Origin of the sequence: Bradyrhizobium sp. Leo170, assembly GCF_004296405.1 — a bacterium.
In the GTDB taxonomy this organism is placed as follows: Bacteria; Pseudomonadota; Alphaproteobacteria; order Rhizobiales; family Xanthobacteraceae; genus Bradyrhizobium.
This window is the reverse complement of the sequence record NZ_PSRR01000020.1, coordinates 1-23,726: the sequence shown is the minus strand read 5'-3', so window position 1 is coordinate 23,726 and position 23,726 is coordinate 1. Positions and strand designations below refer to the sequence as shown.

The window sequence follows — 23,726 nt, the reverse complement described above, 5'->3', positions numbered from 1 at the left end:
GGAGGAAACGACATGCAGACCGACAACCGTCAACCGGCGATTCTGGTTGATCCCGCCCAGCAGATCTTCAAGGTTGCTCGCCGCAACTTCACCGATCCCGAGATCTTCAAGGCGGAGAAGGAGCTCGTGTTCGAGCGCTCGTGGCTCTACCTCGGCCATGCATCCGAGCTTCCCAAGCCCGGCGACTTCGTGAGCCGGACCGTCGCCGGCCGCAGCATCCTGTTCACGCGCGACAGCAAGGGAACGCTTCGCGCGCTCCTCAACACCTGCCCTCACCGCGGCGCGCAGGTCTGCCGCGAGCGGAAAGGCAATGCGAAATCGTTTCAGTGCTTCTACCACGGATGGGTGTTCGGAGCCGACGGCAAGCTGCGCAGCCAGCCCGGCGAGGAAGCCTATGCGGAAGGATTCAAGAATCGCGAATCCTCCAACATGCAGGCGGTTCCGCGCTTCGAGACCTACCGTGACTTCTGCTTCATCTCCTTCGACAGGAACATCGTCCTCCTCGTCGATTACCTCGCCGGCGCGAAGGAATATCTCGATCTCATCTGCGATCAGACCGACGCGGGCCTCTCGATCATTGCCGGCACCCAGGAATACTCGATCCGGGCCAACTGGAAGCTTCTCACCGAGAACAGCATCGATGGCTATCATGCGACCACCACGCATGCGAGTTACTTCGACTATCTGATGAATACGACGGATGGACTCGCCACCGGCATGGGCGGCGGCGGATATGGCTACGACCTCGACAACGGTCACGCCGTTCTCGAATACGGCGCGCCATGGGGCCGGCCGGTCGCGCAGTGGATTCCAGCGTGGGGCGATAGCGGAAAGCAGGAAATCACTCGCCTCTACGACAATCTGGTCCAGCGCTTCGGCAAGGAACGCGCCGACCGCATTGCCTGCAAGAACCGGAATCTCTTCATCTTCCCGAATCTCGTCGTCAACGACATCATGGCGCTGACCGTCCGCACCTACTTCCCGATGGCCGCCGACTACATGGTCATCAGCGCCTGGGCTTTGGGTCCGAACGACGAGACCTCATGGGCTCGCAAATATCGCCTGAACAACTTTCTCGAATTTCTCGGGCCCGGCGGCTTCGCGACGCCCGACGACGCCGAGGCGCTCGAACATTGCCAGCGCGGCTTCAATAACGCCAAAGAAGCGCAATGGAACGACATATCCAAGGGAATGGGCAAGGAGCGTCCCGCCTACAACGATGAGCTTCAGATGCGCGCGTTCTGGACCCGGTGGAACGCCATGATGTTCCCCGCTCCGGTCTCCAGCATCAAGAACGTCGCGGCCTAAAAGGAGATCGTCATGCGCGCAATCGAACGATCCGACGTGGAAGACTTCCTGTTCCACGAAGCAGACCTGCTCGATCAATGGCGACTGCCGGAATGGCTGGAGCTGTTCACGGATGATGCGACCTACGAGGTCCCCTGCACCGATCTTCCGCCCGACGCCTCGGCGGACAACAACCTTTTCTATATCGCGGACGACCGGTTCCGGTTGGGTGAGAGAGTGAAGCGCCTGATGAAACGGACCGCGCACGCCGAATTCCCGCACTCCAAGACCAGCCGCATCGTCGGCAACGTGCGTATCCGCGGGCGCAATGAACACACCGTGGACGTCAGCGCGGTGTTCCAGACTTTCCGCACCAAGGACGGTACGACCGATCTCTACTTCGGCACCAGCAACTACCGCCTGAAGGTCGATGACAACAGGATAAGGATCGGCGAGAAACGTTGCCTGCTTGGGGGTGAAGGTCTGCGCCCCCATGGCCGGATTTCCATTGTGCTCTGAGAGACAGCTCCGATGGAAAAACGATTTGCCGAACAGGTTGTCGTGATCACCGGCGCCGCCAGCGGCATCGGCGCCGTGATCGCACAGCATTTTGCCAGAGAGGGTGCCAGGCTGGTCCTTTCGGACCTGGACGACAAGGGGTTGACCACCACTGCCGACGGTCTCTCCTCGCTTTGTCGCGAGAAGCCGTTGACCCAAGGCGGCGATCTCTCGCAGGAAGATGTCGCCGGCCGATTGATCGGCGATGCCGTGAAGGCGTTCGGCACCATCGACGTCCTCGTGAACAATGCCGGCGGCGGCATCATCAAGCCGTTCCTGGAGCATACTCCGGAGACGCTGCGGACGACCATCGATCGCAATCTTTGGACAATGCTGTGGTGCACGTGGCACGCCGTGCCGGTGATGAAGGCGAAGCGCTACGGCCGGATCGTCAATATCGGCGCCGACTCCGTCCGCAACGGGCTTTACGACCACGCTGCCTACAACGCGGCAAAAGGCGGCGTTCACGCCATCGCCACCGGGCTGGCGCGCGAATTCGCGACCGACGAGATCACCGTCAATGTCGTTGCACCCTGCATCGTGAATACGCCCCAGGTGCAACGCGCGGCCGCCAAGGCGCCGCAGTCAATCCGGAAATTCATCGACGTCGTGCCGATGGGACGCCCCGGCGAGATGGACGAGATCGCGTCCATGGTCTGCTATCTGGCCTCCAGGGAAGCTTCGTTCGTCACAGGCCAGGTCATCAGCGTGAACGGCGGAAGCACGATGCTATGAGTACGACGATGACCAAGGATGTGTTGATCGGAAGGCTCGACGAGTTCCCGCCGGGAGAGGTCCGCCAGGCGACGCTGCCGGATGGCACCAATATCGCCGTGTACAATGTGGATGGAGCAATCTATGCCACGGCCGATCTGTGTACCCATGGCGAGGCGTCGCTGTCGGAAGAGGGCATTCTGACGGGGAAAATCGTCGAGTGCCCGTGGCACTTCGGCACGTTCGACGTCACTAATGGGCAGCCGACCGGCATGCCCTGCACGGTCGCGCTGAAGACCTTCCGGGTCAAACTGAGCGAAGAGGACGTTTATGTCGAATGCTGACAAGACGAAGCCAGAAGCGCGCGGAGGCCAGGCGTCCCTGCCCCGCACGGCGACGCGGCAACGGCTGCAATCGCGCCGAAACAGCTCCAGCGAACCGAAATACGCCCCCAAACGAACCCAGGCGGAGCGCAGCGAAGCGACGCAGACCCAATTGATCGAGGCGGCGGTGAAGCTTGTCCGCGCCAACGGGTTGCGCGGCCTGCGTACGGTTGAGGTGGCCGAACTCGCGGGCGTCTCCCGCGGCGCCCTGCTGCACCATTTCAAGAGCAAGCACGATCTTCTTGTCGCCGTCATCAGGCACGTCAACGAAGTCTCGCTGGTGGAGAGCGCCCGCCGGGCTCACCTCGCCCAGAACAGCGGAAACGATCCGATCGAAGGGATCATCAAGGACGCGCAGGATTTCTATTTCGGCGACTATTTCTTCATCGAGCTCGCGATCGCAATGAGCGCGGACAGCGACTCGCGCATTCTCAAGCGGGAGACGTACAGGAACTCCCGCACCAGCCGGTTTTCGGTCGAGGCCGCCTGGCTCGAAGCGCTGATGTCGTCGGGCGTTCCCAAGCAGCTCGCCAGCGATATCCTGTCGCTCACGCTGAGCGTGGTCCGCGGCTATTCCGTTCGAACTTTGATCGAAAAAGACCCTGAGCAGTTCAGTCGCCTTCTGAAAGTGTGGCGCGACATCGTCCGCCAACATCTCCAGACGGCGATGGCGAACGACCAGAAGAACCGTGGTTGAAAATGGACGCCAAGCAGCTCGCCCCTATCCCGTTGATCCAGCTCTGCTATGTGAGGCTTGCGGTACAGCACGGCGCAGCCGCCGCTGCCTTCGTGACCGACGTCCTGGGGCTTCAGCGCATTACTGATGACAAGGAGCAATTTCTGTTCCGGTCGGACGAGCGCTTCCACACGCTTTGCCTCGTGGAAGACGCTGACAGGTCGAGCATCGGCGTGGAGATTGCCTCGGCCGATGACCTCGATCGAGCGGCCGATGCCCTGCAGCGAGACGGATTTGAAGTCCGCGAGGCATCGGCGGAGGAATGCAGCCGGCGTTTTGTCCGGCGCGCCCTGATCGTGCACGACGCGAGCGGCAATGAGATCGACCTTGTATCGCGCCCGGCGGTAAGCGGCCGGCGTTACTTTCCGAGCCGCGATGCGGGTGTCACCGGCTTGCAATGCGTGGGCCTTCGCACCCGCGCGATCGAGGATGACCTGAAGCTGTGGACCACGATCCTGGGAGCCACGGTCAGCGATTGGGTCGGCGATATTGCCTATCTCAGCATCGACCGGAAGCATCACCGGATTGCGCTCTACCCTTCCGATCGGGCCGGACTGCTCGACGTCTGCTACGGAGTCGAAAGTCTCGATTCGATCATGCAGAATCACTACTTCGCGCAGGAGCGACAGATCAAGATCCTTCACGGCCCTGGCCGTGAGGCCGCGTCCGGTCAGATCTTTCTGCGATTTGCCGGACCGGAAGGACACGTCTTCTCGTACGGGCATGGGCTGGCCGACATCGATGCCCGGCACCGTGCGAGGCAGTTTGCGCCAGCAGCTTTCTCACTATGCGAATGGGGAAGCGAATGCTCCGAGATTCCGGAGCTGCGGCAAGCCATCACCTGATCTCTGCAAAAGGAGCGCAACCATGATCCAGCTCAAGGATGTCACCTATGCGCGGCTGGGGGCCTCGAGCCTCGAGGAAGCCGAATCATTTGCGACCAGATGCCTTGGTCTTCAGGTCAGCGAGCGATCGCAGAACTCACTCTATCTGCGTTCGGACGAACGTGCGCATACGCTGTGCTACTTCGAAGGCGACCCGGCCGATCAGACCATCGGATTCGAGGTCGAGAACGAGAGCGAGTTGAACGAGGCCGCCACCACCCTGGACTCGCTTGGTCATCCGGTGCATGTCGGCGCAGCCGCCGAATGCTCGGCACGCAAGGTTCGCGCCTTCATCGGATTCAAGGATCCGAGCGGCAATCAGATCGAGCTTGTCGTTCGTCCGGAGCAGCATGGCCGCCGCTATTTTGCTGCACGGGACGCCGGCATCACCGGCTTCAGTCATGTCGGCTTGAATTCGACCAATCCAGTCCGCGACGAGAAGTTCTGGACGGAGGTCTGCAACGCGCGCGTCAGCGATCGCATCGGGGATATTGCGCTGATGCGCGTGAACGCGATCCACCACACCATCGCGCTTGCGCCGGCCAGAGGTCCCGGGATCCAGCACATCAATCATCAGGTGCAGAGCAACGACGACGTGCTGCGATCCTTTTATCACTTGTCCGAGCAACGGGTGCCGATCGTCTTCGGCCCTGGCCGTCACCCGACGTCCGGCGCGCGCTTCCTTTACTTCCAGGGCCCCGACGGCATGGTGTTCGAATATTCGGTTGGGGTGGACGAGATCGAGAACGAGGAAACGCATCGGCCGCGCCAGTTCGGATTCGAACCGACAAGTCTCTGCATGTGGGGATCGAAATCAAAGCGCGCGCGGTAGACGCGGCAAACGACACTCGGCAGGCAGCGTAGCGAGTCGGCGGTTCGAGTCAGGGAATCGCTACAAGAGCTGCTCGTTCTCAGTTGGATCAACGGAGCTGCGCAAATGCGCGGTGAAGGAGTGACGCTTTCTAGCTCCGAGAACTAATGTCGCTCGTCAGCACTCACCTGTCACCCTACCCTCGGAATTTTGGTCGTTCACGCGCACCAACCGGGGGCGGCGCGGCCCTACTTCAGAACGCCTGCACACCCTTGCTGTGATGAGATTTTTCTTGATCTCCCGGTGCACACGCCGCGTTCGAACCAATTGAAAAACTTAAACTCTCGTTCCAATCTATCATGGGGCCAATTTGGGCTAGTTGCAGCCAAATAGAGCAATCAAGAAAGTCTGCTTGCCTCAGCTCCGATCCGGCCCATTGCCGCTCAACGAAATCCTTGTCCCTCATCGCTCGCGAAATGCCTTCACCGGCAAGGTCGTGCGCGGTTGCGTTCTGCCAATGAAGAAGAAGGCATGGGCGGCCAAGTTCAAGAAATACGTGATCCTGGCCGGCGTCAACGAGCCGAAGAAGAGCTGCCATGGAGTGCGCAAAGCCCGCGCCGAAGTGGCTGCTTACGCCGACTGCACCGAGAGCCAGATGATGGCCATGTTCGGCTGGACCGATCCGAAAATGCCCGCGCACTACATCGCTCAGGCGAATCGAGAGAAGCTCGGCGTCAGTGGTATGGAAAAGATCATCGCGTTCGATCAGAGCCAGTCATTTGACGACTTTCTATGGGCACCTAAAGCGAACAACGTGCGAACGCCGCACGGGAACGGAGTGGTAACATTCCCGGGTAACACCCGGAAAAAAGCGTAAGGATTTCAAGGGAAAACGTGGGTATGGTGCGCTCGGAGGGACTCGAACCCCCACGATTTTACTCACTGCCACCTCAAGGCAGCGCGTCTACCAATTCCGCCACGAGCGCTTGGGATGCCGGAGGGAACCCTTGGGGCCGCCGCCGGATCGACGGCGCGGGATGTAACAAATCGGAAGGTGGGGGACAAGCCGGTAAGTGGCCTATCAACTATCTAACATCCGGGGATTTCGGCAGCATTTGCTTGACCTCGACCGCGATCCGGTTGCGGTCGACCAGCACCACGCCGCTGGCGATCGGCAGGTTGTTGGCGAGGATCTTGACCTCGTCGGCCTCGGTGGCATCCAGTTCGATGATGGCGCCGCGGGAAAGCCGCATGACCTGGTGGATGGGCATCGTGGTGGTGCCGAGCACCACCATGAGATCGACACTGACTTTATCGAGGGTAGGCACTTTTGAACCGCTAAACCGGGATTAGATTGTGGTTCCACCTGACCACGTGATGGTTAGCCAATGGTTAATGTCCGCCAAGACCTTGATTTGACGATTTTCGCGCACCCGGACGGCGGCGAAGCCGTGGAATGGCGGATTTCGGATGCTCCGGTGCCCTACCCTGACGCCGTCGCCGCGATGGAATCACGCGTCGCCGATATCGCGGCCGGGAAAGCGCCCGAACTGGTCTGGCTTCTGGAGCATCCCCCGCTCTATACGTCTGGCACCAGCGGCAAGGCCGGCGACCTCCTGGAGGCGCGATTCCCGATATTCGAGAGCGGGCGCGGCGGGCAGATCACCTATCACGGCCCCGGCCAGCGGGTGGCCTATGTGATGCTGGACCTGAAGCGGCGCCGGCCGGATGTACGCGCCTATGTCGCCTCGCTGGAGGAATGGATCATCCGCACCCTTGGCGCCTTCAATGTCAGCGGCGAGCGCCGCGAGGATCGCGTCGGCGTCTGGGTCAAGCGGCCCGACAAGGGACCGGGATTCGAGGACAAGATCGCCGCCATCGGCGTGCGGCTGAAGCGCTGGGTGTCCTTCCACGGCATCGCGATCAATGTCGAGCCGGATCTGGCGCATTTCTCCGCGATCGTGCCCTGCGGCGTGGTCGACCCGCGCTATGGCGTCACCTCCCTGGTCGACCTCGGCCTGCCGGTGACGCTCCCTGACGTCGACGTCGCGCTTCGTCAAGCCTTTGCTGAGGTGTTTGGCGCAGCCGAGGCGCGGCTGCCAGAGACGACTTAGGGCCGCGTACGGCCTCACAAAATCGCCTCGAACGCGCTGCGCAGCGTCTCGTGGCGGAAGACAAAACCGTTGCTGAGCGCTTTGTTGGGCAGCACGCGCTGACCGCCCAGCAATAGCTCCTTGGCAAAATCGCCCCCGACCCGGCGCAGCAGGCCGGCGGGGATGCGAAAGATCGCAGGGCGATGCAGTCGGCGGCCGAGTTCTTCGGTGAATTTGGCATTGGTCACCGGGATCGGCGCGGTCGCGTTGATCGGACCTGAGAGATCGGGCCTTGCGATCACATGGGCGATCAGGCGGACGAGATCGTCGCGCTCGATCCAGGACATCCATTGCCTGCCCGAACCGAGCGGCCCGCCGAGGCCGAACTCGAACGGCGTCAGCATGCGCGTGATGAAGCCGCCATCGGTGCCGAGCACCAGGCCGATCCGCAAGCAGACGACGCGGGCGCCGAATTCTTCTGCGGAACGCGCCGCTTTCTCCCAGGCCTCGCAGAGCTCGTGGCTGAAGCAGGCGTGCGACTTGGCCGATTCGGTCAGCACCTGGTCCTGCCACAGCCCGTACCAGCCGATCGCCGAGCCGCTGACAAGGACGGCGGGCTTGCGTTCGAGGCGCGCGATCAGTTTCACGACGTCGCCGGTGATATCGATCCGCGAGGCAAGGATCTCGCGACGTTTGGCCTCGGTCCACAGGCCATTGCCGATCGGCTCGCCCGCGAGATTGACGATGGCGTCGATCCTGGTCTCCGCCGGAATCTGATCGAGGCTCGTGATCAGCGTGATCGGCGGCGGCAATAGCTCCGCCTTCGCCGGATTTCGGATCAGCGCGATGACCTGATGGCCGGCGGCGGTGAGGCTTCCGACCAGCCGGTTGCCGATGAAGCCGGTGGCGCCGGTGACAAGCACGGTCTGCCGGCCGGGCAATCCCGTCACAAGCTCGCGCGCGGGCGCGACGGCCATGCGCGCCAGGCGTCTGGCGGCCGTGAAATCGCGCAAGCCGCAAAGCGCCGCGCCGACAGCGGCGGCCGCGGCCACGATGCTGAGAAGGTCCGTGTAAGCCGACTTGATCCCGGTCGGCTGCATCGCCCAGCCGATCAGGACCGGCAGCAGCAGGACCAAGATGGCGCCGTAATTGATCGCGAGCAGCGTATGATTGATACGCTCGCTCGCCGGCAACTTCCTGCTCAGATCCTCCTCGACGAAATCCATCAGCGTGATGACGACTTCTGCGACCAGCACGGCAATAATCAGCATAGCGAAAACGCCGTGCACCTCCAGCCAGCCGAGAATGAGGAAAAGCAGCGCATAGAACATGTTGCGCACGGCGTGGAGCTGCAGCTCGAAACGCTGCGACGGACGCGACGCCAGGCGCTCGGTGAACTCATGGTGATAGAAGGTGTCGAACACCCCCATCAGGATCTGAATGGCGATCAGGGTCCAAAGCAGCGGCGTCATGGCATGGCCTCCCTAAACACGGCAGACTGACGGATAAGCATGCCGAAGCGGGGATGAATGATCTCGAGCGTGAAGCGGAATTCATCGCCGCCGAGATCGCGATGGGTCACGGTGAGATCGCCCGGCGTGAGCCATTCCGGCAGCGGCAATCGGAAGGGACCAAGCTGCAGCGAATAGCCGGTGCTGCGAAACACCAGCGCGTCCTGCGCGACCGATATCTTCAGCGCCATGCTGATGCCGCAGCCGACATATTCCTCAAGCCCCGTCGGGCCGGCAAAGCGCTTGCAAGAGTGAATGACTTGCGGAAAGCCGTCGCTGCGCGTGGCGATGCGGCTCCATATCTGGCCGCCCGCGGCGGCATCCTCGGTCACCGTGACGATGGCCGGGACGCCGGTCTCGGAGCCAGTCGGCAGCGGCCCGCCGATCAGGCGCGCCGCCTGCGCCAGCCACCAGCCGGCGCGATTGAAGGTGACTTCATCGATCTCGCCAACATAGATGATGGTCCCGCCCTCGGCGAGGCGCTTCGAGAAGCGCCGCCAGACCGCGACCGGCAGCCGACCCCAATCTTCGTCGGCGAGCAGCGCACGAAACCTGTTGTCGTTGTGCAGTCTTGCGTTGGAAGCCGGTGATGTCTTGAGGCTGGATATCCTTGCTGACGCCATCGCATGCTCCCACTTGCTTGCCTATTTGGCTCTTCCTATCGGCAGCAGATTCACGATTTTCTCGCCGAGCTTGATCAGCGCGACCAGGCGCGGCCGCGGCACGTTGAGCATCTGGCTGTACCAGCGGTCGACGAGCTCCGTGAAAGCCAGCATCTCCTTGAGCCGCTTGCTCGCGACCGGGCTGATCGTGGGATCGTCGGCGGCGTCAGACACGGAGGCGCGAAGCGCTGCGATCGCCGGATCGATCTCCCGCTCCTTGCGGCCTGCGGCGATCCGCGCTGCGACTTCCCAGATGTCGGTTTCCGCTTCGAAATGATCGCGCCGGTCGCCGAGGATCGGCACGCGGCGGATCAGGTTCCAGGCAAGCAGCTCCTTGAGCGAATTGGAGACGTTCGAGCGCGCCATGCCGAGCGTGTCGGCGATGTCCTCCGCCGTCATCGGCGCTTCGGCGAGATAGAGCAGGCCGTGGATCTGGCTGACCGAGCGGTTGACACCCCACTCATCCCCCATGTCGCCCCAATGCAGGATGAAGCGCTCGACCGCGGGAGGAAGTTTTCTCTTGCCGGTCATTTCTGTCATGACAGAAATATCTGATAAAACGGAGCGAGTGTCAACCGGTGCCCCGGCGGGATTTTGCCGCTTCGGTCCGATGGGCAGGCTCAGGAGGAATCCCTGCCGGGAATCAAATGTCAGATGCGACCCACTAGATGCTAGGCAGCATCCCGCCGTCGAGCCTGAGGTTGACACCGGTTATGTATCCCGCTCTGGGACTGACGAGGAATGAGATGGCATCAGCTATCTTCTAGTGTTCCGACGCGGCCGACGGGTACCTGGGCGAACATGGGCAGGACGGTCTGTTCAATCAGTTTCCATGGAGAGCCGTCCGCAAGCCCGCGCTCTGCTGCGACCTCGCGGAACCGGGTATCCAGCCTGGCGCTACGTATCGTGCCAGGCGACACCGTGTTGACCGTCACGCCATCGGCCGCAACGGCTTTGGCCATCGACGCCGTCATGGCGTTCATCGCCGCCTTGCAGGCGGAGTAGTCGGGCCTGGAGGCCGGAGGCATCAAACCAACTAGGCTGGAAATGTTTACGACACGTCCCCACCTGGCTGCCTGCATCCTCGGTAGCAGCCGGGTAGTCACCCTCACGGCGGCGAGGACGTTGCGGTCGTAGGCGGACGCCCAAGAAGCTGGGCGACTGTTCGTCCAGTCTTCGGCATCGCCTGAACCGCCGGCATTGTTGACCAGGATGACTATCGGGCCGGCCAGGGCCTGTGCCTCATCGACCAGGCGCCACACTTCATCGTCAACAGTGAGGTCTCCGACCACGGCATGAGCATGTCCTCCCTGCGCGGAGATGTCGTGAGCGACCCTCTCCGTCTGGTTTCGATCGCGTCCGTGGACGACGACGATCGTCTCCTCGCGAGCGAGCCCTCTGGCTATCGCTTCTCCTATGCCTTTGCTGCTCCCGGTAATGAGCGCGACCTTTCCGTCCAGTTTCAAATCCATTGCCGAGCACCTACCTTGAAGTCGACGGCTCATAGAATGGACGGAACGATGACCGAGACAATTACGCACTTAAAAGTGCCCATAGGACACGAGGAGCGGTCAGCTTGCCTTGGCCCCGACGGTTCTGTCGCACATGTCACCAGAATGCTTCGAATGATCACCGGACGCTGGAAGCTGCCGATCTTGTTCCGCCTCTACGCGGCGCCATCATTGCGGACCTTGCAGTTGAAAAGGGACATGCCGGGCGTTTCGCAGAAGATGCTCACACAGCACCTGCGGGAGCTGGAGAATGATCGCCTGATCGAGAGAAGAGACTTCGGCGAGCAGCCGCCGCGCGTCGAATATCAACTCACCGATAGGGGGCGAGGGCTTATGCCTGTGCTCATGGAGGCAAGGGCGTTTTCGGTACGCTACCCTGTCTAGAATTCGCCTACGCCCTGAAGTCGTCACGAGACGCCGTCAGCGAGGTCGCGCCCGCCAAACCTCCGACGACCGCGGCCGCCCAATGGCGTCCCCAGTTTATGGTGGTTATACCGTGGGCAGGACCGAAAAACCCTCGCCTGCGTCGCGCAGGTTCAGGAGATCGGGGCTGCCGGCATCGTGCTGCGCGGCATCGACACGCGCCGCGCTCGGTCCGCGCTGGCACGCGGCGATCATATCGGACACAACGGTCTCGGGCCCGGCAAACACCGCTTCGACGCTGCCGTCCCGTCGGTTGCGCACCCAGCCCTCGAGTCGGCGCACGCGCGCCTCGTATTCGACCCAGGCGCGGTAGCCGACGCCCTGGACGCGACCGCGGATCATGACATGACGGATCGTGTCGCTCACTTCTTCAGTCCGAGGAATTCGCTGCTGCGCGCTTTCATCTCAGCCTCGCGCATCGCACGGCCGGTCAGTTGCGGGGATGGCAGCCCTTTCAGGCTTTTCGGCGACGCGCCCTCGCGCAGCGCCTTCAGCGTCTCGTAGACCGCCTGCGTCGCCGCTGCGAACGGCGCATGGCCTTGCAGCGCAATCCGCACGCGCAGGCCCGCGAGATAATCCGGCGCGGCCATCTCCTCCGGCGCACCGCCAAGCACGATCGGCAGTGTCGTTGCCGCGGAGATCGCTTCCAGCTCCGCCTTGACCTTGATGCCGGTGAAGAACAGCGCATCGACACCGGTGGCCTCATAGGCCTTTGCTCGCGCGATCGCATCGTCAAGGCCGGTGATCGACACCGCGCCGGTGCGGCCAATGATGACAAGCGATGGATCGCTGCGGCCGTCGAGCGCGGCCTTCATCTTGCTGACACCTTCATCGAGCGGGATCAGTTGCGTCTTGGCCTGACCAAACGCCTGCGGCAGCAAGGTGTCCTCGATGGTGAGGCCGGCGGCGCCGGCGACCTCGAGCTCCTGCACGGTGCGGCGGACGTTGAGCGCGTTGCCATAGCCGTGGTCGGCATCAACCAGCACAGGAAGAGCCGAAGCCCGTGACATCCGCCGCATCTGCTCGGCAAGCTCAGTCAGCGTGATCAGGGCGATATCGGGATCGCCGAGCACCGCGAGCGAGGCAACGGAGCCGCCGAACATGCCGACCTCGAAACCGAGATCCTCGGCGATCCGGATCGACGTCGCATCATAGACCGAGCCCGGTCGGACGCAGCCGGTGCCCGCAAGGATCGAACGCAGTGCTTCGCGTCGCGCGCGGAAGGTCATGGAAATTCTCTCTATCTCAGCTTCGGCGCGATCCTTTCGGAGAACTGATGTCTACGTTCCGGATCATGCCTCACGCGAATTCGAGGATCAGGGCGTCGACCGCCAGCGTTGCGCCGGGCGCGGCGTGGATCTTCTTCACCGTGCCGTCGCGCTCGGCGCGCAGCACGTTCTGCATCTTCATGGCCTCGACGACCGCAAGCGTCTCGCCGGCCTTGACCTCCTGCCCTTCGCTGACCGCGATCGACACCACCAGCCCCGGCATCGGGCACAAAAGCTTCTTGCCGGTATCGGCGGCCGACACTACCGGCATCAGACGCGCCGACGTCGCTTCGGCTTCGGTGAAGACGTAGATCGAAACCTCAAATCCCTGGTGCGCGAGGCGGAAGCCGTTGTTGATCGGGCGCACCTGCATCGCCACGAACTGGCCGTCGATCGTGCCCTGCCACACCGGCTCGCCCGGCACCCAGCTCGAGACCAGGTTGTGCGGATTGCCCGGCAGCCCATCGCTGCCGATGAAGCGCACCGCGATGCCGTCGGCCTCGCGCGCGACATCGAGCGCGACCTCGTCGCGGTCGAGCCACACCGCGCGACGCCGCTCCCGCTGCACCAGTCGGCCATTCATCTGGCCCGAGATCTGCCGCTTGCGCTCGCCGAGCACGTGGTCGATGGCGGCGGCCACCGCCGCCAACCGTCGCGCGATCTCGCCTTCCGGCGGCCGCGCCGAAAATCCCTTTGGATATTCCTCCGCGATGAAGCCGGTGGAGAGCTTTCCCTCGCGCCAGCGCGGATGGTTCATCAACGCCGACAGGAACGGAATGTTGTGCCTGATGCCGTCGACATAGAAGGCATCGAGCGCGCTCGACTGCGCTTCGATGGCCGCCGCCCGCGACGGCGCGTGCGTGATCAGCTTGGCGATCATCGGATCGTAATGGATCGAGATCTCGCCGCCCTCCTGCACGCCGGTATCGTTGCGGACAGTGATGCCGTCCTGGCTCTTCTCGGCCGGCGGACGATATTTCACCAGGCGCCCGATCGACGGCAGGAAGTTGCGGAACGGGTCTTCGGCATAGACGCGCGATTCGACCGCCCATCCCGTCAGCGTCACGTCCTTCTGCGCGAGGCTGAGCTGTTCGCCGGCGGCAACGCGGATCATCTGCTCGACGAGATCGATACCGGTGACGAGCTCGGTGACGGGATGCTCGACCTGCAGGCGCGTGTTCATCTCCAGGAAGTAGAAGCTCTTGTCCTGGCCGGCGACGAACTCGACCGTGCCGGCAGAGTCGTAGTTCACCGCTTTCGCCAGCGCGACCGCCTGCTCGCCCATCTTGCGGCGCGTGGTCTCATCAAGCAGCGGCGACGGCGCCTCCTCGATGACCTTCTGGTTACGGCGCTGGATCGAGCATTCGCGTTCGCCCAGATAGATCACATTGCCGTGCTTGTCGCCGAGCACCTGGATCTCGATGTGGCGGGGATCAACGATGAACTTCTCGACGAAGACGCGGTCGTCGCCGAACGACGATTTCGCTTCGGCCTTCGCGAGGTTGAAGCCCTCCTCGACCTCGGCCTTGGAATGCGCGATCCGCATGCCCTTGCCGCCGCCGCCCGCGGAGGCCTTGATCATCACCGGATAGCCGATCTCGTCGGCAATCCGCACCGCATGCTTGCCGTCCTCGATGACACCGAGATGGCCGGGCACGGTGGAGACCTTGGCCTTCGCCGCCGCCTTCTTGGATTCGATCTTGTCGCCCATCGCGGCGATGGCACCGGGGTTGGGGCCGATGAAGACGATGCCGGCCTCATTCAGCGCGCGCGGAAACGCCTCGCGTTCGGACAAGAAGCCGTAGCCGGGATGGACGGCTTCCGCGCCGGTCTTGCGGCAGGCGTCGACGATCCTGTCGATCAACAGATAGCTCTCCGCCGCCGGCGGCGGGCCGATCAGCACGGCCTCATCGGCCATCTCGACATGCAACGCATCGCGGTCGGCCTCAGAGTAGACCGCTACCGTCTCAATCCCCATACGGCGCGCAGTCTTGATGATCCGGCAGGCGATCTCGCCGCGATTTGCGATCAGGATTCGTTTGAACATGTTCTTCTTGCTTGAGCGTTTGGGCAGGATCCTCGCCCGCAATGTGGTACGGGCGGTGGGCGTCTCAATTGACGTGGTACAGGAAAACTCAGGAGAGGCAACGGTCTATATGGAGGCAGCCGGCTTGCGCCCGGCTCCCGAAGCCATCAACCCGAATAGGTATTAAATCTACCACGCACATGGGCGCGAGAGACGGCCTTCATCAGCTCGCTGACCTCGTTCTCCAGATAGTCGTTGGCCACGATCAGCGCGCGGACGGTGGCCCGCATATCCCCGCCGCAGGCCGCGATCGCCTCATCAACGGCAGCCTCCAACGTGTCGATATCCTCGGTGCTGGCACTGGGAAGAGAGGACATCTGGCGATTTCCGGGATGCGGGACGGATATCAATGTTCTCTTTTTGTTCTATGATGTCAACCACGGATCGGTCACTGTCGACCGGTTCCGGCGGCTTTTTCCCAACCCGGAATAGCTTCGCGGGGGGTTCGTGCTAGAAGGCTTTCCCCGCACGCCATCCCATCGATGCAGACCATGCCATTACGCACATTGATCGCAGGGCTGATCCTGATAGCCCTTCCAGCGAGCCAAGGCTTCGCCGCCAACGCTACCGTCAGGGACGGCAGCACGCTTCAGCTCGGCAACGTGACCTACCGGCTCGATGGCATCGACGTGCCGCCGATCGACCAATTGTGCATCGACGAGCATGCCGAGAGCTGGACCTGCGGCATCGAGGCCCGTGACCAGTTGAGGAAGCTGATCGGCGACCGTCAGGTCCGCTGCGACGATCTCGGCCCCGACCCGACCTACGAGAAACGACATCTCGGCGTGTGCAAGATCGAAGGCGACCCGACCAGCCTCAGCGAGGTGATGGTCCAGCGGGGCTTTGCCCTGAATGTCGAGGCATCCGCCACCGGCCGCTTCAAGCCTGAGGAGGCGCGAGCCAGGGAAGACCGCCAGGGCATGTGGAAAGGCTGCTTCGTTGCCCCGCAGGAGTTCCGGCGCGGCAAGCAGGAGGGCGTGCTGCTGGGCGCATCATGCCCCGCCGATCGCGATCGCGCGATCCGCGACGTGCTCTTCCCTGAAGATCTCCCGATGCCTGCAAGCTGCAACATCAAGGGCAAGTTCGCCGTGCGCGCCCGCGTCACCGGCGATATCGGCATCTATCATTTGCAGGCGTGCCGCAGTTACCCTGGATTAACCAAGCCGGACCGCTGGTTCTGCTCGGAAGATGACGCGCAGGCCGCGGGGTTCCGCAGGGCCTACAACTGCCGGCCCGGCACCAAGGCCAAATGACGCTGGCAAGCCCTCTTCCGTTGTGTGAGACTACGGAAAGAGGTCGCCCGCCCCGATGTCGCCAGACCCTATGAACGTCCTTCCCGAGACGGTCGCCGCTGAACGGCTGCGCCAGCATCTGGAAGAAATTGCGCGCGAACGCGACCGCGCCCATCGCGCGTTACAGGAGCGCGAGGCGGAGCTTGCCCGGATCCAGCGTATCGGCCGCGTCGGCGGCGTCGAGGTCGATTTCCGCGAGGGCGTCCGCAACCGCCGCTCGCCGGAATACCTGATCGTCCATGGGCTGGGGTGGGATGCGGTGAACGAGACCCACGAGGATTGGGTCGACCGCATCCACCCCGAGGATCGTGAGCGCGCGATCAGGCATTTCTTCGATGCCCTGGCCGGGACGAGCGAAGATTACGTGGCGGAATACCGGATCCTCCGTCCGAGCGACGGCGAGACCCGGTGGATCGCCGTCATCGGGGAAATCGAGCGCGACCGCGACGGCCGCGCACTCCGTCTGGTCGGTGCCCATATCGACATCACCGAACGCATGCTCGCGCAGGAAAAGCTGCGCGAAAGCGAGGAGCGCTTCCGCCTGATCGCCGACAGCGCGCCGGTTCCGATCTGGGTGACCAAACTCGACCGCACCCGCTCCTTCGCCAACCGGGCCTATATCGATTTCCTCGGCCTTCCCTTCGAAGAAGCCATCAAGTTCGACTGGCGCAAGCGACTGCACCCCGACGACGTGTCGCGCATCGTGCAGGAATCGATCGCGGGCGAAGCCTCGCTCAAGCCTTTCGTGCTGGAGGCGCGCTATCTGCGCGCCGACGGCGAATGGCGCTGGCTCAGGTCGGAGTCGCAACCGCGCTGGGATCCGACCGGCAACCATATCGGCTTCATCGGGGTCGCCCACGACATCACCGCGGCCAAGCAGGCCGAGATCGAGCTGCGCCGGCTGAACGAGACGCTCGAATTGCGTATTTCTGAGCGCACCGCGCAGCTCGAGGCCAGCGAAGCGCAAATGCGCGCGATCTTCGAGACCAGTCACCAGTATCAGGTGCTGCTCAATCAGCACGGCGACGTGCTCGATGCCAACCGGACGGCACTGACCGGCATCCGCGCCGAGGCCCGCGATGCCATCGGCAAGCCGTTCTGGGAAACGCCCTGGTTCGCCGCGACCGACGACTTGCCCAAGCTGGTTCGCAACGCCTTCGTGGCGGTCATGAAGGGCGACGACGTCAAGACCGAGATGATGCTGCGGCTTCCGGTCGGCGAACGCTATTTCGATTTCGCGATGCGGCCGCTCCGCGACCAGCACGGCACCGTGATCGGCGCCGTGGCCGAAGCCGTCGACATCACCGAACGCCGCCAGGGCGAAGAGGTGCTGCGGCAATCGCAGAAGATGGAAGCCGTCGGCCAGCTCACCGGCGGCGTGGCCCACGACTTCAACAATCTGCTGACCATCATCCGCTCCGCGACCGACTTCATGCGCCGCCGCGACCTGCCCGAAGAGCGCCGGCATCGCTACATCGACGCGATCTCCGAGACGGTGGAGCGCGCCTCCAAGCTGACCGCGCAGCTATTGGCGTTCGCCCGCCGCCAGCCGCTGAAGCCGCAGGTCTTCAATGTCGGCGCGCAGGTCGAGGGCGTGACCCAGCTTATCCGGCCGCTGGTCGGCGCGCGCATCCAGATCGACGTCGAGATCGACGCCCCCGATTGCTTTGCGATCGCCGACATCGCCCAATTCGAGACCGCGCTGATCAATCTCGCGGTGAACGGCCGCGACGCCATGGACGGCGAAGGCCGCCTCGCGATTACGGTGCGGAAGGTGCGGGGCATCCCTGCCCTGCGCGCCCAGCCGGCGCGCCGCGGCGAGTTTGTCGCGATCACCATGGCCGACACCGGCACCGGCATCGCGCCCGATCATCTGCAATCGATCTTCGAGCCGTTCTTCACCACCAAGGAAGTCGGCAAGGGAACCGGGCTTGGCCTGAGCCAGGCATTTGGCTTTGCCAAGCAGTCCGACGGCGACATCGATGTCGTCAGCACGCTCGGACGAGGCGCGGCCTTCACGATCTATCTGCCGCAGGCAGCACGACCGGCCGATGCGGCATCCGCTGCAGCCATCGCCAGCGAGCCGGCAACCACGGGCCGCGGCTATCGCGTCCTCGTCGTGGAGGACAATGACGAGGTCGGGCAATTCTCCACCGAGCTGCTCGAAGATCTCGGATACTCGGTCAAACGCGTGGCGAATGCCAATGCGGCGCTTGCCCTGTTGTCCGAAGACGAGTTTTCCGCCGACCTCGTATTCTCCGACGTCATCATGCCCGGCATGAACGGCGTGGAGCTCGCCAGCGTGATCCGCGACCGCTATCCCGGGCTGCCCGTGGTCCTGACCAGCGGATACAGCAACGTGCTCGCCGAAAACGCGCATCGCGGATTCGAGCTGATCCAGAAACCCTACTCGGTCGAGTCGCTGTCGCGCATCTTACGGAAAGCGATCGCAGATCGCGGGGCAATCTGAGCGCGTCTCCTTCTATTTGGCCGCGATATCGATGAGGGCGATGCCGAGATCAGCCCTCTTCTTCCTGCGCAGCTTTGCCGGCGTTTCCGTCAGCACGACCTCGAGCGTCGGCCGCACCGCGCCCGCGAGCAGATGGCCGCCGCGCGTGGAGCCATCCGACAGCCCGAGCACGATGTGGACGTGCAGGCTGGCCTTGCCGTCATCGCCGATCGCGACGTCGCCGATCGCGCTCAGCACCTCGCATTGCTCGTTGACCTCGATCTTCCGGTAGGATTTCGAGCCGAAATCGAACCAGCCGACGGTCGCCCGCTCGAGCGCACCGATCGCGGTCAACGCCGCCGCGGAAATCCTCGCCTCGTTGGCGAACTTCGTCAGCGCCGCGAACGCTTCCTCGCCGGTGTCGAGGATGACGACATGGACCTGCGCACCCGGCTCGTCTGAGACCAATTGGCTTCGCATCGGCTGGCTCGCTTCGTCAGGCTGCGCTGCGCTGGGCGTGGCGGCCTTCCTTCACCTCCTCGATGATCTTGGCACTGAAGGCCTCGAGATCGCCGGGATTGCGGGACGTGATCACGCCCTGGTCGGTCACCACCTGGGAATCTTCCCACTTGGCGCCGGCATTCATCACGTCGGTCTTGATCGACTTGTACGAGGTCATCCGCCGCCCCTTGGCGATGCCGGTTTCGATCAGAAGCCAGGGCGCGTGGCAGACCGCCGCGACGACCTTCTTGGCGTCGAATATATCCTTGATGAACTTCAGCGCCTTCGGCTCGATCCGCAGCAGGTCAGGATTGATCTGTCCGCCCGGCAGTACGATCGCGTCGTAGTCGGACGCGGAGACCTGGTCGAGCGTCTTGTCGACCTTCGCCGGCCGGCCCCAATCCTTCATGTCCCAGCCCTTGATCTCGCCCGCGGCCAGCGAAACCACGTCGACGGCGGCGCCAGCCTTCTTGAGCCGATCGCGCGGTACTTCCAGTTCCGACTGCTCGAACCCGTGAGTTGCGAGAATTGCGATCTTCTTGCCTTTCAAGTCCATGGGAAACTCCGTCGCAGTGCATGGGAGATGCCGACCAATCGACAATGCCGAACATCGTTCCTGCGCAACGGCGAATTGATCCGGCCTCCCCGGGAACCGACGCGGACGCTATTTCGGATTCGGCTCGACGAGCCCCGCCGCCGGATCCTGCAACTTGCCCTCACGCGCAAGCTTCACGGCGTTGCCGAGCGCGCGCGCAACATTCAAGGTCTCTTCCTGAAACGCGCTATCCTTATCGAGCGCTTGATGTGAGGTCGCGTAAGGCCCCATGTAGCCGATATAGCCGTCGAGCTCGCCGGTTCGGCCGATCGAGATCAGCCTCATATCCGTCAGCCAATCCGATAGCGACCGTCGCATCGTTTCCGCGCCAGCGGAATCGCCGTGCACGACGAGTCCGAAGTAGCGGCCGGCGAGATGGCGCGGATAAGGCCAGCCCTTCAACTCGAGTGCCTTGGCTTCATCGGCGTGTTTGCCATGGGTCGAGGTCGGATCGGGATTGCAGCCATCGGCGCAGACCATCCGGTCCATCATCGCTTTCAGCCCAGTCGGCGCATGATACCAATTCACCGGCGACACGATCAGGATGCCATGCGCCGCCACCCATAGTGGATAGATCTCATTCATCCAGTCGTCGGTCTGGCCAAGCGCGTAGTTCGGGTAGCAACTGCAGGGCCAGTGACAGAGCGCAGGCGAAGTCGAGACGCAGGACTTGCAGGGATGGATTTGCTTGCCGTACTCGGACGCCAGCCGCGAGAGATCGAGAATGTCGACGGCAAGTCCCATCTCGACGAACACAGGCTCGGCGAGCTTGACCAATCGCCAGCTCTTGGACATTTCACCGGGACAGGTATGCTCGCTGCGCGAGGAGCCGTTGATGATCAGGATGCGCGGTCTCTCCGCCGCATCGTCGTGGCGCTGCTGCGCCGCCAGAATCGCCTCGCGCGCAGCAAGCCAATCCACCGCAAGTTCGTATTCCGGATCGACGAAGCCCGGCCCCGCTTTGCGCGTCAGCGGCGACTTGCGCGAATGACTGTAGGCATCCCACGCCGCGTCGATGATGGCGTCGATCTCCCGCTGCAGCGGCCCGAAGGCGGGATCGACGAAACGGCTGCGACAGCGTCGCGCGAACTCCTCGCGCAGCAATTTGACCGGCGGCATCCCCTTGCGGACGTCCGGCGCCGTCATGTCGCACCCCACCCTGCATGAACGTTAGATGACATGTCGCGTTAACAATATGACATCGGCGACGGTTCCGGCGCGGCGAGAAAGGAGTGCGGCCACTGTGTCCGAGAAGCTGGATCGCAAGGTCAAGACGGCGCTCGACGAAACCCGTCTGCTCGTCCTGGGCATCCAGGTCCTGCTCGGCTTTCAATTCCAGGCCTTCTTCCAGACCGGGTTTCCGGCGCTCTCCTCCGCGTCGAAAATGCTCTGCGCCGTCGGACTTGCGCTGCAGACGCTTTCGCTGGGGCTCCTGATCGTCCCCTCAATGGAACACCGGTTGGTCGAGCAAGGTTCTTCGTCGAAGCGCCTGGTCCGCGCGACCTCGCTCTATGCGACCGCCGGCTTGGTTCCCTTCTCCTTGAGCCTCGGAGTTGCCACCTATGTGGTGATCGAGGGACATTTCGGCTGGCTTGCGGGATTCACAAGCGGACTAGCGCTGGTACTCGCATCAAGCTTTGCATGGTTCGGATTGGAGCTGTTTCACCGGGAGAGACCCCTAATGCCCGATTCAGGAGGAACAACCCCGCTCGCGACAAAGGTCGACCAGTTGCTGACCGAAGCGCGCGTCATCATCCCCGGCGCGCAGGCCCTGTTCGGCTTTCAATTCATCGCCATGCTCACCAGCGGATTTGAAGAAATGCCGCAAACGGCAAAAATCGTGCATGCCGTCGCGCTCGGCCTTGTCGCCATGAATGTCATCCTCCTGATGACGCCGGCTTCCTTGCACCGGCTTTCCTATCGGGGCGCGGATTCTGCGAGCTTTCTGCGCATTGCCTCCGCGCTGGTGACAGTGGCGCCGCTTTTTCTGGCTGCCGGCATCGCCGCAGAGAGCTATGTCGTGCTCGGCAGGATCACCAACCGCGAACTCGCCGCCACTTACGCGGTGGCGAGTTTTCTCGTGCTAATCGGATTCTGGTACGCTCTGCCGCTGATCGTGCGATGGACACGCAATCACCGCAAGCCTTGACGCCGCGGGGTCACTTGCGATTTTTGTCCAGCGCCTGCGCCATCTCGAGATGGTGACGCAGCGTCGGGAGCGTGTTGCCGGCCCAATCCTTCAGCTTCGGATTGTCGCCGCTCTTGGCGTAGCGTTCGAACAGCGACACCGCATCCTTGTGGGCGCTCACCTGCATCGGGTTATATTGACTTGCAAAGTTCTCCGGTTTGGTGTCGCGCAGCTTGTCGAGCTTGCTTTGCGAAGACGAATCCAGGCCCGATGGAATCTGCACGCCCTCGCTGCTCGTGACCAGGCCCTTCAGTTCGCTGCTGGTCTTGGTGTGATCGGCGATCATCTGGGACGCGAATTTCTTCTCCTCCGCATTGCCCTTCTGCTCGGCGAGCTTGCCTGCCTCGATCTCCAGCATGTCGCTGGTCGCCGCTTCCTTGACGAAATCGGCCGTCGAGGGAGCGACGCCCAATACCGAATTGACGCCGGTCTTCTCGCCGACCGATTGCGCGGCTGCCGAGGTGGAAATAAAGGCGACGGCAACTGCCGCCACCACGATCGATCTCTTCATGGTCCTTGCCTCTCGTAAGGCTTGCCTCTCGTAAGGGTTGTGAGCGGCAAACCCGTGGCCGGAATTTTGGTTCCTACGAGGGGGTGCGCTCGCGAAACCATCACGGCTGTCAGAGGTTTATAGTCTCGAAGGGAGACTCTGATGGCGCTTTTTCGGGTGCAGCCAACCCGCGCTGACAAGGCAATCGCCGACACCGTGTCGGAATACACGACGCCGACAACCGAGCGCGCTGCCGAGGTGCTGACGTGGGGCGCGGACGAGCACGTCATCTGCGCGCTTGCGCTGGGCTGGTGGCTTTATTCGCGCAACAAGGACGCAAAGCAGCGTCGCAGCAGCAGCCACGTCCTCCTGACCACGATCGTGACGGCCGTCCTGCCCCACGTGCTGAAAACGGTATTCGACCAGGAGCGGCCCGATCGACGGACAGCCCGAGGTCACCTGCATGGCGTCCCGTTCTCCGGCAAGCCTGAGGACGCCTTTCCGTCAGGCCACGCGATTCACGTCGGCGCAATCGCCTCAGCCGCGACCGTGCTTCCGCCGGCAAAGCGCAACGTGGTCTGGGCAATCGGTGGAGGCCTTGTGCTGACACGCGTCGTCCTGCTCGCGCACTGGCTGAGCGATGTCGTTGCCGGCCTTGCGATCGGCGCTGCTATCGAACGGCTGCTGCGGCTTATCACAGGCTACGGCGAGGATCGGCACGAATGCTGAAACGTCGCCGATCAGGCGGCGTCCTCCACTTCAGCCGTTTCGGATGCCAGCATCGCGCGGATCTCCCGCGCCGTGCGCGCCGCGCTGAACAGATAACCCTGCATCTGGGTGCAGCCCAGCATGTGCACTGTGTCGCGCTGCTGCTCGGTTTCGACCCCTTCCGCCGTCGTGATCATATCGCGGTCGGCCGCGATGCTCACCACCGCGCGGATGATCGACGCCGACGAGCTATTGCGGGTGACTTCCTTGACGAAGCTGCGGTCGATCTTGATCTTGTCGAACGGGAAGCGCTGCAGATATTGCAGCGAAGAATAGCCGGTTCCGAAATCATCCAGCGCGATGTGAACGCCGAGCGCGCGGAGCTGGTTGAGCGCGACCAGCGCGGCATCATCGTCCGCGATCAGGACCGCCTCCGTGATTTCGAGCTCTAGGCGGCGCGGATCGAGCCCGCTCTCGGCCAACGCCGCCGCGACCTTCAGCGACAACGCTTCCGACTTGAACTGAATCGGCGACACGTTGACCGCCACCCGCACATGGGCGGGCCAGGTGGCAGTC

At 63.0% G+C, this 23,726-nt stretch carries 27 protein-coding genes, 1 tRNA gene and 1 pseudogene; 14 read left to right on the top strand and 15 right to left on the bottom strand.

The annotated features are described in order from the left end of the window. Positions 1-12 precede the first annotated feature (12 nt). The 8 genes from CWO89_RS06165 (at position 13) to CWO89_RS06130 (ending at position 6,250) form a co-directional block, all read left to right on the top strand. The gene (locus CWO89_RS06165; protein WP_130577747.1) at positions 13-1,308 is read left to right on the top strand and encodes an aromatic ring-hydroxylating oxygenase subunit alpha; all 1,296 of its coding nucleotides are present in this window, start codon (positions 13-15) and stop codon (positions 1,306-1,308) included. A gap of 12 nt (positions 1,309-1,320) precedes the next feature. Then, a complete protein-coding gene (locus tag CWO89_RS06160; RefSeq protein WP_130577746.1) occupies positions 1,321-1,806 on the top strand; it encodes an aromatic-ring-hydroxylating dioxygenase subunit beta in 486 nt (161 codons plus the stop codon). A gap of 12 nt (positions 1,807-1,818) precedes the next feature. After that, on the top strand, positions 1,819-2,580 hold the full coding sequence (locus tag CWO89_RS06155; protein ID WP_130577745.1) for an SDR family NAD(P)-dependent oxidoreductase: 762 nt from the start codon (positions 1,819-1,821) through the stop codon (positions 2,578-2,580). Between the two features lie 8 nt (positions 2,581-2,588). Then, positions 2,589-2,903 (top strand): non-heme iron oxygenase ferredoxin subunit, encoded by a 315-nt coding sequence (locus CWO89_RS06150; protein WP_028163107.1) that lies wholly within the window; start codon positions 2,589-2,591, stop codon positions 2,901-2,903. Continuing rightward, a complete protein-coding gene (locus tag CWO89_RS06145; RefSeq protein ID WP_130577744.1) occupies positions 2,890-3,639 on the top strand; it encodes a TetR/AcrR family transcriptional regulator in 750 nt (249 codons plus the stop codon). The genes CWO89_RS06150 and CWO89_RS06145 overlap by 14 nt, the downstream gene beginning before the upstream one ends. A 2-nt stretch (positions 3,640-3,641) precedes the next feature. Beyond that, on the top strand, positions 3,642-4,523 hold the full coding sequence (locus CWO89_RS06140) for a VOC family protein (protein WP_245475774.1): 882 nt from the start codon (positions 3,642-3,644) through the stop codon (positions 4,521-4,523). A gap of 22 nt (positions 4,524-4,545) precedes the next feature. Beyond that, positions 4,546-5,394, top strand: coding sequence for a VOC family protein (locus CWO89_RS06135; RefSeq protein WP_130577742.1), 849 nt, complete (start codon positions 4,546-4,548; stop codon positions 5,392-5,394). Positions 5,395-5,809: 415 nt separating this feature from the next. Further along, positions 5,810-6,250: a site-specific integrase gene (locus CWO89_RS06130; protein WP_130577741.1), complete on the top strand. Its 441-nt coding sequence runs from the start codon at positions 5,810-5,812 to the stop codon at positions 6,248-6,250. Between the two features lie 24 nt (positions 6,251-6,274). On the opposite strand, the gene CWO89_RS06125 is transcribed toward CWO89_RS06130, so the two are convergent. Both CWO89_RS06125 and CWO89_RS06120 read right to left on the bottom strand, forming a co-directional pair. Then, positions 6,275-6,359 (bottom strand) — tRNA-Leu (locus tag CWO89_RS06125). A 99-nt stretch (positions 6,360-6,458) separates the two neighbouring features. Beyond that, the gene (locus CWO89_RS06120) at positions 6,459-6,701 is read right to left on the bottom strand and encodes a FliM/FliN family flagellar motor switch protein (RefSeq protein ID WP_028164002.1); all 243 of its coding nucleotides are present in this window, start codon (positions 6,699-6,701) and stop codon (positions 6,459-6,461) included. Positions 6,702-6,761: 60 nt separating this feature from the next. Between CWO89_RS06120 and lipB the strand changes: the two genes are divergently transcribed. Continuing rightward, a complete protein-coding gene (gene lipB, locus CWO89_RS06115; RefSeq protein ID WP_130577740.1) occupies positions 6,762-7,487 on the top strand; it encodes a lipoyl(octanoyl) transferase LipB in 726 nt (241 codons plus the stop codon). A 14-nt stretch (positions 7,488-7,501) separates the two neighbouring features. Here lipB and CWO89_RS06110 read toward each other — a convergent pair whose 3' ends face one another. The 4 genes and pseudogenes from CWO89_RS06110 to CWO89_RS06095 form a co-directional block, all read right to left on the bottom strand. Further along, positions 7,502-8,938 (bottom strand): TIGR01777 family oxidoreductase, encoded by a 1,437-nt coding sequence (locus tag CWO89_RS06110; protein ID WP_130577739.1) that lies wholly within the window; start codon positions 8,936-8,938, stop codon positions 7,502-7,504. Then, positions 8,935-9,600, bottom strand: coding sequence for a DUF4166 domain-containing protein (locus CWO89_RS06105; RefSeq protein WP_130577738.1), 666 nt, complete (start codon positions 9,598-9,600; stop codon positions 8,935-8,937). Before CWO89_RS06105 ends, CWO89_RS06110 begins: the two co-directional genes overlap by 4 nt. Before the next feature lie 21 nt (positions 9,601-9,621). Further along, complete coding sequence (locus CWO89_RS06100; protein WP_130577737.1) at positions 9,622-10,179, bottom strand: GbsR/MarR family transcriptional regulator; 558 nt, start codon at positions 10,177-10,179, stop codon at positions 9,622-9,624. A gap of 124 nt (positions 10,180-10,303) precedes the next feature. Continuing rightward, a pseudogene (locus CWO89_RS06095) lies at positions 10,304-11,111 on the bottom strand (SDR family NAD(P)-dependent oxidoreductase). Between the two features lie 48 nt (positions 11,112-11,159). Here CWO89_RS06095 and CWO89_RS06090 point away from each other — a divergent pair. Continuing rightward, positions 11,160-11,534 carry a winged helix-turn-helix transcriptional regulator gene (locus CWO89_RS06090; protein ID WP_130577736.1) on the top strand — a complete coding sequence of 125 codons (375 nt, stop codon included), beginning with the start codon at positions 11,160-11,162 and terminating at the stop codon, positions 11,532-11,534. Between the two features lie 105 nt (positions 11,535-11,639). On the opposite strand, the gene CWO89_RS06085 is transcribed toward CWO89_RS06090, so the two are convergent. The 4 genes from CWO89_RS06085 to CWO89_RS06070 all read right to left on the bottom strand — a co-directional run bounded on the left by CWO89_RS06085 (position 11,640) and on the right by CWO89_RS06070 (position 15,244). Continuing rightward, positions 11,640-11,939, bottom strand: coding sequence for an acylphosphatase (locus tag CWO89_RS06085; RefSeq protein ID WP_130577735.1), 300 nt, complete (start codon positions 11,937-11,939; stop codon positions 11,640-11,642). Continuing rightward, entirely contained in the window at positions 11,936-12,802 is an 867-nt protein-coding gene (locus tag CWO89_RS06080) for an isocitrate lyase/PEP mutase family protein (RefSeq protein ID WP_130577734.1), read from the bottom strand. The genes CWO89_RS06085 and CWO89_RS06080 overlap by 4 nt, the downstream gene beginning before the upstream one ends. Positions 12,803-12,872: 70 nt before the next feature. Further along, complete coding sequence (locus CWO89_RS06075) at positions 12,873-14,888, bottom strand: acetyl-CoA carboxylase biotin carboxylase subunit (protein ID WP_130577733.1); 2,016 nt, start codon at positions 14,886-14,888, stop codon at positions 12,873-12,875. A 146-nt stretch (positions 14,889-15,034) separates the two neighbouring features. Next, positions 15,035-15,244, bottom strand: coding sequence for a hypothetical protein (locus CWO89_RS06070; protein ID WP_130577732.1), 210 nt, complete (start codon positions 15,242-15,244; stop codon positions 15,035-15,037). Between the two features lie 174 nt (positions 15,245-15,418). Between CWO89_RS06070 and CWO89_RS06065 the strand changes: the two genes are divergently transcribed. Beyond that, the gene (locus tag CWO89_RS06065) at positions 15,419-16,180 is read left to right on the top strand and encodes a thermonuclease family protein (RefSeq protein ID WP_130577731.1); all 762 of its coding nucleotides are present in this window, start codon (positions 15,419-15,421) and stop codon (positions 16,178-16,180) included. A 70-nt stretch (positions 16,181-16,250) separates the two neighbouring features. After that, positions 16,251-18,689 carry a PAS domain-containing hybrid sensor histidine kinase/response regulator gene (locus tag CWO89_RS06060; RefSeq protein ID WP_245475768.1) on the top strand — a complete coding sequence of 813 codons (2,439 nt, stop codon included), beginning with the start codon at positions 16,251-16,253 and terminating at the stop codon, positions 18,687-18,689. Positions 18,690-18,701: 12 nt separating this feature from the next. On the opposite strand, the gene CWO89_RS06055 is transcribed toward CWO89_RS06060, so the two are convergent. The 3 genes from CWO89_RS06055 to CWO89_RS06045 all read right to left on the bottom strand — a co-directional run bounded on the left by CWO89_RS06055 (position 18,702) and on the right by CWO89_RS06045 (position 20,910). Then, entirely contained in the window at positions 18,702-19,148 is a 447-nt protein-coding gene (locus CWO89_RS06055; protein ID WP_130577729.1) for a PPC domain-containing DNA-binding protein, read from the bottom strand. A gap of 16 nt (positions 19,149-19,164) precedes the next feature. Beyond that, positions 19,165-19,725 (bottom strand): type 1 glutamine amidotransferase domain-containing protein, encoded by a 561-nt coding sequence (locus CWO89_RS06050; RefSeq protein ID WP_130577728.1) that lies wholly within the window; start codon positions 19,723-19,725, stop codon positions 19,165-19,167. A 108-nt stretch (positions 19,726-19,833) separates the two neighbouring features. Beyond that, positions 19,834-20,910, bottom strand: a complete 1,077-nt coding sequence (locus CWO89_RS06045; protein WP_130577727.1) for a flavodoxin family protein — start codon at positions 20,908-20,910, stop codon at positions 19,834-19,836. 97 nt (positions 20,911-21,007) lie between these two features. Between CWO89_RS06045 and CWO89_RS06040 the strand changes: the two genes are divergently transcribed. Then, on the top strand, positions 21,008-21,913 hold the full coding sequence (locus tag CWO89_RS06040) for a DUF6328 family protein (protein WP_130577726.1): 906 nt from the start codon (positions 21,008-21,010) through the stop codon (positions 21,911-21,913). A 10-nt stretch (positions 21,914-21,923) separates the two neighbouring features. Here the strand turns inward: CWO89_RS06040 and CWO89_RS06035 are convergent, their stop codons facing one another. Beyond that, on the bottom strand, positions 21,924-22,463 hold the full coding sequence (locus CWO89_RS06035; protein ID WP_130577725.1) for a DUF4142 domain-containing protein: 540 nt from the start codon (positions 22,461-22,463) through the stop codon (positions 21,924-21,926). A gap of 141 nt (positions 22,464-22,604) precedes the next feature. Here CWO89_RS06035 and CWO89_RS06030 point away from each other — a divergent pair, with 141 nt between their 5' ends. After that, positions 22,605-23,171: a phosphatase PAP2 family protein gene (locus tag CWO89_RS06030; RefSeq protein ID WP_130577724.1), complete on the top strand. Its 567-nt coding sequence runs from the start codon at positions 22,605-22,607 to the stop codon at positions 23,169-23,171. Between the two features lie 11 nt (positions 23,172-23,182). On the opposite strand, the gene CWO89_RS06025 is transcribed toward CWO89_RS06030, so the two are convergent. Continuing rightward, a partial coding sequence (locus CWO89_RS06025) for an EAL domain-containing protein (protein ID WP_130577723.1) occupies positions 23,183-23,726 on the bottom strand: 544 nt, incomplete at its 5' end.